The 12,096-nt window shown below is 62.0% G+C and carries 12 protein-coding genes; 6 read left to right on the forward strand and 6 right to left on the reverse strand.

Features of this window, described 5'->3' with window-relative positions:
- Positions 1-184 (reverse strand): hypothetical protein (locus tag M1B34_RS29105; RefSeq protein ID WP_482827990.1); only part of this gene is annotated, 184 nt, incomplete at its 3' end.
- A gap of 27 nt (positions 185-211) precedes the next feature.
- Positions 212-1,954 (reverse strand): ShlB/FhaC/HecB family hemolysin secretion/activation protein, encoded by a 1,743-nt coding sequence (locus M1B34_RS29110; RefSeq protein ID WP_268266944.1) that lies wholly within the window; start codon positions 1,952-1,954, stop codon positions 212-214.
- A gap of 305 nt (positions 1,955-2,259) precedes the next feature.
- Here M1B34_RS29110 and M1B34_RS29115 point away from each other — a divergent pair, with 305 nt between their 5' ends.
- Entirely contained in the window at positions 2,260-2,535 is a 276-nt protein-coding gene (locus tag M1B34_RS29115; RefSeq protein ID WP_123336150.1) for a hypothetical protein, read from the forward strand.
- A gap of 51 nt (positions 2,536-2,586) precedes the next feature.
- Here M1B34_RS29115 and M1B34_RS29120 read toward each other — a convergent pair whose 3' ends face one another.
- Positions 2,587-3,933, reverse strand: coding sequence for a DEAD/DEAH box helicase (locus M1B34_RS29120; RefSeq protein ID WP_268262528.1), 1,347 nt, complete (start codon positions 3,931-3,933; stop codon positions 2,587-2,589).
- Between the two features lie 194 nt (positions 3,934-4,127).
- Here M1B34_RS29120 and M1B34_RS29125 point away from each other — a divergent pair, with 194 nt between their 5' ends.
- Entirely contained in the window at positions 4,128-5,426 is a 1,299-nt protein-coding gene (locus tag M1B34_RS29125) for a mechanosensitive ion channel family protein (RefSeq protein WP_268262529.1), read from the forward strand.
- 219 nt (positions 5,427-5,645) lie between these two features.
- On the opposite strand, the gene M1B34_RS29130 is transcribed toward M1B34_RS29125, so the two are convergent.
- The 3 genes from M1B34_RS29130 to M1B34_RS29140 form a co-directional block, all read right to left on the reverse strand.
- Positions 5,646-6,518 (reverse strand): carboxylate/amino acid/amine transporter, encoded by an 873-nt coding sequence (locus tag M1B34_RS29130; protein WP_123336156.1) that lies wholly within the window; start codon positions 6,516-6,518, stop codon positions 5,646-5,648.
- Positions 6,519-6,729: 211 nt separating this feature from the next.
- A complete protein-coding gene (locus M1B34_RS29135) occupies positions 6,730-7,329 on the reverse strand; it encodes an FMN-dependent NADH-azoreductase (RefSeq protein WP_268266945.1) in 600 nt (199 codons plus the stop codon).
- A 149-nt stretch (positions 7,330-7,478) separates the two neighbouring features.
- On the reverse strand, positions 7,479-7,793 hold the full coding sequence (locus M1B34_RS29140; protein ID WP_268266946.1) for a 3-phosphoglycerate kinase: 315 nt from the start codon (positions 7,791-7,793) through the stop codon (positions 7,479-7,481).
- A gap of 49 nt (positions 7,794-7,842) precedes the next feature.
- On the opposite strand from M1B34_RS29140, the gene M1B34_RS29145 reads away from it, so the two are divergent.
- From M1B34_RS29145 to M1B34_RS29160, 4 genes are all read left to right on the forward strand, one after another.
- On the forward strand, positions 7,843-8,766 hold the full coding sequence (locus M1B34_RS29145; RefSeq protein WP_123336162.1) for a PA3225 family LysR-type transcriptional regulator: 924 nt from the start codon (positions 7,843-7,845) through the stop codon (positions 8,764-8,766).
- A 25-nt stretch (positions 8,767-8,791) separates the two neighbouring features.
- Entirely contained in the window at positions 8,792-9,595 is an 804-nt protein-coding gene (locus M1B34_RS29150) for an alpha/beta fold hydrolase (protein WP_268266947.1), read from the forward strand.
- 3 nt (positions 9,596-9,598) lie between these two features.
- Entirely contained in the window at positions 9,599-10,162 is a 564-nt protein-coding gene (locus tag M1B34_RS29155) for a peptidylprolyl isomerase (protein ID WP_123336167.1), read from the forward strand.
- A gap of 88 nt (positions 10,163-10,250) precedes the next feature.
- Positions 10,251-12,083 (forward strand): ABC transporter ATP-binding protein, encoded by a 1,833-nt coding sequence (locus M1B34_RS29160; RefSeq protein WP_268266948.1) that lies wholly within the window; start codon positions 10,251-10,253, stop codon positions 12,081-12,083.
- Positions 12,084-12,096: the final 13 nt, after the last annotated feature.

The raw sequence follows: 12,096 nt of genomic DNA on the forward strand, positions 1-12,096 counted from the left end.
GGCCGAGACGGGTGCCGCTGCCATTGACCACGATGCCGTCGGCCATCACCCACAGCGGCTGCCAGAACATCAGGTTGGCCAGCATGAACGCCAGTCCGCGCTTCGGCAGGCCCCCAAAGGAATGCCGGGATTGCAGGGCAGCAGAAGGCTGGTGAGCCAGGAAGGCAAACTGACGAACGTCCATGTTGTGTATCTCAAGTGGAAATCGGGATTAGAGGAGCAGGTCCAAACGGAAATAAACCGGGGCTTCTTGTTCACTCAGGGCTCGGGGCCGCTCCAGTGAATGGGCAAAGGTCACGCTGACCGCCAAGTTCGCTCCACGGGCAAACATCTCGAGGGAGTCGCTGGAAACCCGGCCATGCTGCTCGGCGTTGTAGCGGTCATGGCGAATCGCGCCAACGTCATAGCCCAGACCAGTGCCGTACTGATTGAACAGCGGCCGTAGCCAGCCCCAGGTCACCGGGCGGCTCCAGCGCAAGTCGTTACGCCAGTAGTAGCCGCTGTCGCCATTGAGGCTCTGGTCCTTATAGCCACGGATCGAGGACTGGCTGCCCAGGCTCATGCGCTGGGGGCTGAACAGCACATCCTCGCTGCGCTGGCCGGTGACCAGGCTGCTGAACACCAGGGACTCTTCCCACAGCTTGAATGGCTGCAGGTAGCTGGCGGTGGCGGTGTACTTGCGGTGGCGGGCATTGGCTTGGCGATTGCCGAAGCGGTCGCGCTGGTTCTCGCGCTGGGCATCGAAAGCGCCGATGCCGTCCTGCATCCCCAGGTCGAGGTTGAGGAAGGCACTGCCGATGCGTCGGCCGTGGTTGATGCCGAACTGCGCTTCGCTGAGGCGGTTGCTGCTGTTGCTCAGCTTGCTGTCTTCGATGTAGTTGTGGGTGCGCAGGTAGCTCAGGCCAGTATTGAGGGAGGTCTTGCTCAAGGCATCGCGGTGGATCACACGCTCCAGGCGCAGTTGGTGGTTCTGGCTGTCGCCGGTCCGCTTGAAGTTAAAGCCCTGGGCCTGGGCCAGGGAACGGTATTCACTCTGGCTGTAGCTGTAGCTGAGGTTCCACCAGCCAAACGGCAGGTTGTAATAGAGCATGGCGTTGCGCGAGGTTTTCTGGTGGTCGCTGAGGGCGTCGTGGCCACCGCGCAGCACTAACTGGTCAGCCAGACCCAAGGGGCTGTCCCATTCGAAAGAGCTGCCCCACTGCTGTTCGCCGGTGCTTTTCTGCCCCTCGTTGCTGCGGGACAGACCTACACGCCAGGGCTTTTGCGGGGTATTTTTGACTAGCACTTCACTGCCGCCCACGGCCTTCCCCGGGGCCAATTCCATCTGTGCCTGGTTCGACGGCAAGCGGTTGAGCTGGTCGACCATCTGCTCGATCTGTCGCAGGTTGAGCCACTGCCCGGCACTGCCGGGGAACGCCATGTTCAGTTCGCGGGCAGTAAGCTTGCTGTCCACAGCCGCCCTCAGGCCTTCGAGCTTGCCTTCCACCACCCGCACTTGCAGATGGCCGCTAGAGAGATCCTGCTGCGGCAGGTAGGCACGGCTGGTGACCAGGCCCTTTTCGATGTAACGGTGCGTGATGACCTTGAGCAGCTCGTTAAGCTGGGCCACCCCCAGGCACTGACCGATGTAGGGCCTGAGCAAGCGATCACTCTCGGCGGCGGACAAGGCGTCGGCGCCGTTGAGCCGGATGCTTTTGATCGGGAAGCAGCGGCTGTCGGATGGGGCTGTTGGCGCCACGGGGGCGACGCTCTTGCCGGGCAGGTCCTTGAGTTCTTCAAGGCGGCGTTGCTGCTCTTCCAACAGTCGGTTCTGACGATCGCGGATCAGGTCCTGGTCGCCAGGGTTGAAAGCCGGTGCGGGCAAGGGGGCGGCAAACACCACGGACAGTGGGCTGGCCAACAGCAGGCAAGACAAGGCAAAGCACAACCTCATCCTGAGGGTGGAAAGCAACATAGTCGGTCCTTCGAAAGAGTGCCGGAATGGAGACCAGACAAGCGATGCAGATGGACCAAACTCTGAGCGTCGGGTCAGCACAAGACTCCCCGACAAACTGCGCTACCCCAGACTGTTGCCCCTTCAGCAGCTGTCGATACTAGGGTCGCCCGAGCCCCCAACACATAAGGCACTTCTGAATTTCCAGAAAAAACGCTCGATAGCGTCCGGGGCTGCACGACTCCGTTCGCGACATCCAACTGAACTTTCCCACGCTCTCCCTCCTCAACCTCGTAACAGCCCGATCCGCCTCATGAGTCCTCGCCATGAAAACGTTCAGCCCCCTGATCCTCGCCAGCACCTTACTGTTTGCCCTGCCCGCCTGGGCCTGCACGCCCGAAGAGGCCACCGCCAAGCGCGAGCAACTGGCCCAGGTGGTGAGCAATCTGACTGAGCAGAACCCGACCAAGGCCAAGGAGATCAACGACGAGTTGCAGAAAATGGACTTGAGCACCGCCAGCAAGGACCTGCCGGACAAGTGCCAACTGATCGACCAGCGTCTTAAGGAATTGAAAAGCGCCGAGAAAAAAGCCGATAGCTGAATGCAAAAAACCCGGAACAGGTCCGGGTTCTTCGTGGATTGCGCTAGCGGCTTAGTCGGCGGCCGGTGCTTCCGGCTTGCGGCGCTTGAGCGGCGCCATGCCGTCTTTGCTGACCAGGGCCGGTACTTCGGCTTTTGGCCGGTTAGCGGTTTTACGCTTGGTCGGCCCCTTGGCTGCAGTCTTTTTCTTGTCGCCCTTGGCGTCGGTCTTTTTCTTCTTCACGCCAACGGCCTTGCCCGACGCCTTGACCTTCTTCGGTCCGCCGTAGGTGCCTTTGACTTCCTTGATGGTACGGCGCTCGAAGCTTTGCTTCAGGTAGCGCTCGATGCTCGACATCAGGTTCCAGTCGCCGTGGCAGATCAGCGAGATGGCCAGGCCATCGTTGCCGGCACGGCCGGTGCGACCGATGCGGTGCACGTATTCATCGCCGCTGCGTGGCATGTCGAAGTTGATCACCAGGTCCAGGCCGTCGACGTCCAAGCCGCGAGCCGCGACGTCGGTGGCGACGAGGATTTTCACCCCACCCTGCTTCAGACGGTCGATGGCCAGTTTGCGGTCTTTCTGGTCCTTCTCACCGTGCAAGACAAACGCCTTGTACTCCTGCGCCACCAGGCGACCATAAATGCGGTCGGCCATGGCCCGGGTGTTGGTGAAGACGATGGCCTTCTGGTAGGTCTCGTTGGCCAACAGCCAATTGACGATCTGCTCTTTGTGCTGGTTGTGGTCGGCCGTGATGATTTGCTGGCGCGTGGTGCTGTTCAGCTGGCTGACCGCGTTGAGTTGCAAGTGCTCGGGGTTATTGAGGACCTTGGCGATCATCTCGCGCAACCCCGAACCGCCGGTGGTGGCAGAGAACAGCATGGTTTGCTGGCGGTTGGTGCACTCATCCACCAGGCGCTGCACGTCTTCGGCAAAGCCCATGTCGAGCATGCGGTCGGCTTCGTCGAGCACCAGCACTTCGACTTCCTTGAGGTCGAGGTTGCCGGCGTTGAGTTGCTCGATCATCCGGCCCGGGGTGCCGATCAGAATATCCGGCACCTTGCGCAGCATGGCAGCCTGGACCTTGAAGTCTTCACCGCCAGTGATCAGGCCGGACTTGATGAACGTGAACTGGGAGAAGCGCTCCACTTCCTTCAGGGTCTGCTGAGCCAGTTCGCGGGTCGGCAGCAAGATCAGGGTCTTGATGCTGACGCGGACCTTGGCCGGGCCGATCAGGCGATTGAGAATCGGCAGGACAAAGGCGGCGGTCTTGCCGCTGCCTGTCTGTGCCGTCACCCGCAGGTCACGCCCTTGAAGCGCGAGCGGGATAGCCGCTGCTTGCACAGGCGTAGGCTCGACAAATTTAAGCTCGGCCACGGCTTTGAGCAGGCGTTCGTGCAGGGCGAATTGGGAAAACACGGGTGCTACCTCGAAGATATGCAAAAAAACAGCTGCATAGGGTAACGGTTTCGAGCGCCAAGGCCGAGTTTCTTTATACAAACGGCAGCAAAGATTGGCTTTTTTGTTAGCCGATCTGTCCACAAGCGTAACTTTGACCGGCTTAAATGCTCTAATCGTTCCCTTTCCGCCTCACAGAAGAATCGTTTTAGCCCATGGATTTCAAACAGCTCTGGCTCAACGCCCAAGACCTTTGGGGTGCCCTCGACCAGCACCCGCTCCTGCATTCAGGCCTGGCCCTGCTGCTTCTGTTGGTGGTGGCCCTGGTGCTGGGCCGGGTAGCGCGCTACATCACCTTGCACACGGTCAAGCTCCTCGGTCGCCAGCCGGCGCTGCACTGGCTCAATGATCTGCGCCAGAACAAGGTGTTCCATCGCCTGGCCCAGATGACCCCGTCCCTGGTGATCCAGTTCGGCCTGCACCTGGTGCCGGAGCTGAGCAAGACCAGCCAGGTGTTCCTCGGCAACGTGGCCCTGGCCTTCACCATCCTGTTCCAGGTCCTGGCCCTGAGCGCCCTGCTCAACGCCTTGCTGGACATCTACGCGCGCACCGAACACGCCCGTACCCGCTCGATCAAAGGCTATGTGCAACTCGCGAAGATGGTGCTGTTCGTGTTTGGCGCGATCATCATCGTCGCCACCCTGATCGACCGCTCGCCGCTGTTGCTGCTGTCCGGCCTGGGCGCCATGTCGGCGGTGATCCTGTTGGTCTACAAGGACACCCTGCTGTCCTTCGTCGCCAGCGTGCAACTGACCAGCAACGACATGCTGCGGGTCGGCGACTGGATCGAAATGCCGCAAGTGGGCGCCGACGGCGACGTGGTGGACATCACCTTGCACACGGTCAAGGTGCAGAACTTCGACAAGACCATCGTCTCCATCCCCACCTGGCGCCTGATGTCCGAGTCGTTCAAGAACTGGCGCGGCATGCAGCAGTCCGGCGGCCGACGGATCAAACGCAGCCTGTTTATCGACGCCAGCGGCGTGCGCTTCCTGAATGACGAAGAAGAAGCCCGCCTGAGCAAGGTGCACTTGCTGACCGACTACATCAGCCGCAAACAGGCCGAGCTGAAAAGCTGGAACGAGGCCCAGGGCAATGTCGCGGCCATGTCGGCCAACCGGCGGCGCATGACCAATATCGGCACCTTCCGCGCCTATGCCCTGGCGTACCTGAAGAGCCACGCGGAGATCCAGCCGAACATGACCTGCATGGTGCGGCAGATGCAGACCACGGCCCAGGGCATCCCCCTGGAGATCTACTGCTTCACCCGCACCACCGTCTGGGCGGATTACGAGCGGATCCAGGGGGATATCTTCGACTACCTGCTGGCGGTGATGCCGGAGTTCGGCCTGAGCCTGTACCAACAACCCAGCGGCACCGACCTGCGCGCCGGGCTGCTGCCCGCCGTGCTGGGCGCTAGCCATATTCCCCCGATCGAAAAACAAGCCCTGTAGGAGCTGGCTTGCCAGCGATGGCGTCATCCGATCCGGCGCAGGGCTTGCGCCCCCCCATCGCCGGCAAGCCGGCTCCTACAAGATGGCGTCATCCGATTCGGTACAGGGCTTGTGGCCCCCATCGCCGGCAAGCCGGCTCCTACAAGATGGCGTCATCCGATTCGGTACAGGGCTTGTGGCCCCCATCGCCGGCAAGCCGGCTCCTACAAGATGGCGTCATCAGGTCCGGCGAATGGCTGGCGGTTCCTGCGTGCCGCGCCGGCTGATCCACACGGCGCCCAGGATCACCAGACCGCCCAGGAACAGCCGCCCCAGGTCTTCATGCTGGTTCCAGATCAACAGGTTGATCAGCAGCCCCACCGGCACATGCAGGTTGTTCATCACCGCCAGGGTGGCGCCGGTCACCAGGCACGCGCCCTTGTTCCACCAGTACATGCCCAACGCCGTGGACACCAGCCCGAGAAACAGCAGCACGGCCCATTGCAGCGGCGCGTCCGGCAGAAAGTTGGCCTTGCCGAATAGCAGGAACGCCGGCAATACCACCAGCAAAGCTCCCAGGTAGAAGTAACCGAAACGCCGGTAATGGGGCAGGTCACTCGGGTAGCGGGCCACCAGGTGCTTGTACATCACCTGTCCCGCGGCGTAGGTGAAGTTGGCCAGTTGCAGCAGCAAGAAGCCCATGAAGAAGTCCGGGTTGATGCTGTCGTAGCGAATCACCATCGCTCCCGCCACCGCCACCAGTGCCGCCACGAGTCCCCAGGGGTTGAAGCGCCGGTTCAGGGCGTCTTCGATCAGGGTCACGTGCAGCGGCGTGAGGATGGTGAACAGCAGCACTTCCGGAACCGTCAGCACCCGGAAGCTCAGGTACAGGCAGACGTAGGTCACGCCGAACTGCAAGGCACCGATCAATAACAGGCTGCGCATAAACGCCGGTTCGACCCGGCGCCAGCGGGTCAGGGGAATGAACACCAGCCCCGCCAGCAGCACCCGCACCAGCACGGCGAAGTAACTGTCGACATGACCGGCTAGGTACTCGCCGATCAAACTGAAGGAAAACGCCTGGATCAGCGTGACAAAAAGTAGATAGCCCATGCTCGCCTCGTCTTGAATGGCGGCGACGATAGCGGTTTTGCCGGCTGGGGTGAAATGCCAGGCAAAAAAAAGCCCGATCTCGCTAAGGCGTTCAATCGGGCGGGAGCACTCAGGAGCAAACAGTGCAAAGGGAGGTTCGATGCGCGAACCAGCTTGAAGGGGTTACGCGGGAGTCACTTAAACATGGGGCGATTATCTGACGATTAACGCCTCAGGCCACCGAGGCCAGCTTGGCGTTGGCCTGGTTCAAGCCCTTTTCCTGGAAGTCGCCCCCCAAGTTCATGCCTTCGGCGTGGATGAACTGCACGTCGTGGATGCCGACAAAGCCCATGACTTGGCGCAGGTAGGGTTCCTGGTGATCGGCGCTGCTGCCGGCGTAGATACCGCCGCGGGCGGTCAGCACATAGGCACGCTTGCCGGTGAGCAGGCCTTGAGGGCCGGTTTTGGTGTACTTGAAGGTCACCCCGGCCCGCAGCACATGGTCGAGCCAGGCCTTGAGGGTGCTGGGGATGGCGAAGTTGTACATGGGCGCGGCCAGCACCAGCACATCGGCGGCCAGCAACTCATCGGTCAATTCGTTGGAACGCTGCAACGACGCCTGCTCGCTGTCGTTGCGCTGCTCGGCGGGCTTCATCCAGCCACCCAGCAAGTCGGCATCCAGGTGCGGCACCGGCTGCGCCGCCAGGTCACGCACGGTGATCTGATCCGCCGGGTGCGCGGCTTGCCACTGCTGGATAAAGGTCTGGGTCAGTTGACGGGAAACGGAACCTTGCTGGCGGGCACTGCTTTCAATGATCAGGACGCGGGACATGGGGTGGAGCCTCCATCGGTGGATGCTTAAGTCGATGGGGCGCAGATTAAACAGAGTGATATCGATGAAAAAGCGCAAATAACTGCTACAACCAATCAATAAATTCGTTTATAAGCGGAGCATGCCCAGCCAGGCTGCCCCACTTCGAATTATTTGGGAGTGCAAGTCAGGGTCAGGCGCAGCTTGAGAATGCTGCGGTTGAATTTAGCCGTGACGTTTTTGCTCTGCCCGGCAGAGACTTCCACTTTGCGCGTACGCGGCGCCTCGGGCCCATTGCGAAACACCACGCTGCACAGCGCATCGGTCTTGCCGAAGTTGTTGATCTGCATGGAGCCGATATCGGCGTCGGTGTCGAAGGCGGTGTAGTCGATGCTCAAGCCGTTGAGCTGTTTCTCGACATCGATCGGATAGGCCATCACGCTCAAGGGCAGCAGGGCCAATACGGCACAACAGAATTTTCTCATTCGGCAGTCTCCAATAAGGAGCGCCAGCTTAGGACAAGAGGAGCCCCTCATGAAAGCGCCCCGCGTGACCCTCGATCAATGGCGCACCCTGCAAGCCGTGGTCGACCACGGTGGCTTCGCCCAAGCGGCAGAAGCGCTGCACCGCTCACAATCCTCGGTGAGCTACACCGTGGCCCGCATGCAAGATCAGTTGGGCGTGCCCCTGCTGCGTATCGACGGGCGCAAGGCCGTGCTCACCGAAGCCGGCGGGGTGCTGCTGCGGCGCTCCCGACAACTGGTGAAACAGGCCAGCCAACTGGAAGACTTGGCCCACCACATGGAGCAAGGCTGGGAAGCCGAAGTGCGCCTGGTGGTGGACGCGGCCTACCCCAATGCGCGCCTGGTACGCGCCCTGACCGCCTTCATGCCGCAAAGCCGTGGCTGCCGCGTGCGCCTGCGCGAAGAGGTGCTGTCGGGCGTCGAAGAGGTGCTGATGGAAGGCGTGGCCGACTTGGCCATCAGCGGTTTCAGCATTCCAGGCTACCTGGGCACGGAGATGAGCGCCGTGGAGTTTGTCGCCGTGGCCCACCCGGAGCATGCCCTCCATCGCCTGAACCGTGAGCTGAACTTCCAGGACCTGGAAAGCCAGTTGCAAGTGGTGATTCGCGACTCCGGCCGCCAGCAGCCACGGGACGTCGGCTGGCTCGGCGCCGAACAGCGCTGGACGGTAGGCAGCCTGGCCACTGCTTCGACCTTCGTCAGCAGCGGCCTGGGCTTTGCCTGGCTGCCGCGCCACCTGATCGAACGGGAACTGCGCGAAGGCGTGCTCAAGGTGCTACCCATGGATCAGGGCGGCAGCCGCCACCCGACCTTCTACCTTTACTCCAACAAGGACAAACCCTTGGGCCCGGCCACGCAGATTCTTGTCGAACTGTTGCGCACCTTCGACACCGCGCCCCTGGATGCGCCTTTCGCCGCCCCCGCGCAGGCCTGATCCCCGACCGAACAGGAGTTCCGCCATGGCCTATTTCGAACATGAAGGTTGCACCCTGCACTATGAGGAATATGGCCAGGGCACGCCGTTGCTGCTGGTCCACGGCCTGGGCTCCAGCACCCTGGACTGGGAAAAACAGATCGCCGACCTGGCGCCCTACTACCGGCTGATCGTGCCGGACGTGCGCGGCCACGGGCGCTCCGACAAACCTCGGGAGCGCTACAGCATCCCGGGGTTCAGCGCCGACATGGTGGCCCTGATCGAACACCTGAACCTGGGGCCCGTGCATTTTGTCGGGTTGTCCATGGGCGGCATGATCGGGTTCCAACTGGCGGTGGATCAGCCCCACTTGCTCAAGAGCCTGTGCATCGTCAACAGCGCGCCCGAGGTCAAGGTGCGCAACGCCAAGGACGTTGGCCAGTGGTTCAAGCGCTGGAGCCTGGCCCGGCTGCTGAGCCTGAGCACCATAGGCAAGGCCCTGGGCAACAACCTGTTTCCCAAACCCGAACAGGCCGAGCTGCGGCAAAAAATGGCCGAACGCTGGGCAAAAAACGACAAACGTGCTTATCTCGCCAGCTTCGACGCCATTGTCGGCTGGGGGGTGCAGGAACGACTGTCACGCGTCACCTGTCCAACCCTGATCGTCAGCGCCGACCGCGACTACACGCCGGTGGCGCTGAAACAGGCTTACGTCAAACAACTGCCCAATGCGCGGCTGGTGGTGATCGAGGACTCGCGTCACGCCACGCCACTGGACCAGCCGCACCGCTTCAACCAAACCCTGCTCGAATTTTTAACCACAGTCGACACCACTACCCAGGATCACTGACCCATGCTGAAAAAACTCGCCCTCGTCGCCGGCTCCGTACTCTTCGCCGCCAACCTGATGGCCGCCCAACCGGCCAAGGCTCCTCACGTGCTGCTGGAAACCAGCTTCGGCAAGATCGAAATCGAACTGGACCCGGTCAAGGCACCGATTTCCAGCAAGAATTTCCTCGACTACGTCGACAGCGGTTTCTACACCAACACCATCTTCCACCGGGTGATCCCGGGCTTCATGGTCCAGGGCGGTGGTTTCACTGCGCAGATGGTGCAGAAAGAGACCCGCGACCCGATCAAGAACGAAGCCAGCAACGGCCTGCATAACGTGCGCGGCACCCTCTCCATGGCCCGTACCTCGAACCCCAACTCGGCCACCAGTCAGTTCTTTATCAACGTGGCCGACAACGCCTTCCTCGACCCGGGCCGCGATGCCGGTTACGCCGTGTTCGCCAAAGTGGTGAACGGCATGGACGTGGTCGACCAGATCGTCAATTCCCAGACCACCACCAAGCAAGGCATGCAGAACGTGCCGGTGGACCCGGTGCTGATCAAGTCGGCCAAGCGCATCGACTAACAGCGTGCCGGGAGTCACGACGGGGGGCTGGCTCAGCGCCCCGTTCGCCCACTGAACAGGAGAGCCCGCCACGCGGGCGTCAGACCCAATGCTCTATCGTCGTTTTGAACAACTGATCAATATTTTCCGCGACGCCCCCACCGCCGCACCGCCCACCCAGGTTCTCCCCTTCTACCTCTATTACATCCGCCAAGTGTGGCCGAGCTTCGTTGCCCTGCTGGTGGTCGGCCTGTTCGTGGCGCTGATCGAAGTGTCGCTGTTCAGCTACCTGAGCACCCTGATCGACCTGGCCCAGGGCACGCCCAGCACCGACATCTTCAAGACCCACGGCCTCGAACTGGCCTGGATGGCCGTGGTCGCCCTGCTGTTCCGCCCCTTGTTCGTCGGTCTGCACGACCTGCTGGTGCACCAGACCATCAGCCCCGGCATGACCAGCCTGATTCGCTGGCAAAACCACAGCTACGTGCTCAAACAGAGCCTGAATTTCTTCCAGAACGACTTCGCCGGGCGCATCGCCCAACGCATCATGCAGACCGGCAATTCCCTGCGCGACTCCGCGGTGCAGGCGGTGGACGCCCTGTGGCACGTATTGATCTACGCCCTCAGCGCCCTGGTGCTGTTTGCCGAAGCCGACTGGCGCCTGATGATCCCGCTGCTGATCTGGATCGTCGGCTACGTCGCCGCGCTCTGGTACTTCGTACCCCGGGTCAAGGAACGCTCGGTGGTCTCGTCCGATGCCAACTCCAAGCTGGTGGGGCGGATCGTCGACGGCTACACCAACATCACCACCCTGAAGCTCTTCGCCCACACCCACTTCGAGCAGAACTACGCCCGCGAGGCAATCGCCGAACAGACCGAGAAAAACCAGCTGGCCGGTCGCGTGATCACCAGCATGGACGTGGTCATCACCAGCATGAACGGCCTGTTGATCGTCGGCACCACGGGCCTGGCCCTGTGGCTCTGGAGCCAGTCGCTGATTTCCGTGGGGGCCATCGCCCTGGCCACCGGCCTGGTCATCCGTATCGTCAACATGTCCGGCTGGATCATGTGGGTGGTCAACGGCATCTTCGAAAACATCGGCATGGTCCAGGACGGCCTGCAGACCATCGCCCAGCCCCTGAGCGTCACTGACCGCGAACAGGCTCCGCGCCTGGCCGTGAGCCAGGGCGAGGTGCGCTTCGAACAGGTGGACTTCCACTACGGGAAACGCTCCGGGGTCATCAGCGGCCTCAACCTGACCATCAAGCCCGGGGAAAAGATCGGCCTGATCGGTCCTTCCGGCGCGGGCAAGTCGACCCTGGTCAACCTGCTGCTGCGCCTCTATGACCTGCAGGGCGGGAAGATCCTGATCGACGGGCAGAACATCGCCGAAGTGACCCAGGAAAGCCTGCGCGAACGCATCGGCATGATCACCCAGGACACTTCGCTGCTGCACCGTTCGATCCGCGACAACCTGCTCTACGGCCGTCCAGACGCCACCGACGAGGAACTCTGGGAAGCGGTGCGCAAGGCCCGGGCCGACGAGTTCATCCCGCTGCTTTCCGACGCCCAGGGCCGTAGCGGTTTCGACGCCCATGTCGGCGAACGCGGGGTCAAGCTGTCCGGCGGCCAGCGTCAGCGCATTGCCATTGCCCGGGTGCTGCTCAAGGACGCGCCGATCCTGATCATGGACGAAGCCACCTCGGCGCTGGACTCGGAAGTGGAAGCCGCCATTCAGGAGAGCCTGGAAACCCTGATGCAGGGCAAGACGGTGATCGCCATTGCGCACCGCCTGTCCACCATCGCCCGCATGGACCGCTTGGTAGTCCTGGAGCACGGGCGCATCGCCGAAACCGGCAGCCACTCCGAACTGCTGGCCCAGGGCGGCCTGTATGCGCGGCTGTGGCAGCACCAGACCGGCGGTTTTGTCGGCATCGACTGAAGCTATCTGAACG

The organism is Pseudomonas morbosilactucae (assembly GCF_023241715.1).
GTDB lineage: Bacteria > Pseudomonadota > Gammaproteobacteria > Pseudomonadales > Pseudomonadaceae > Aquipseudomonas > Aquipseudomonas morbosilactucae.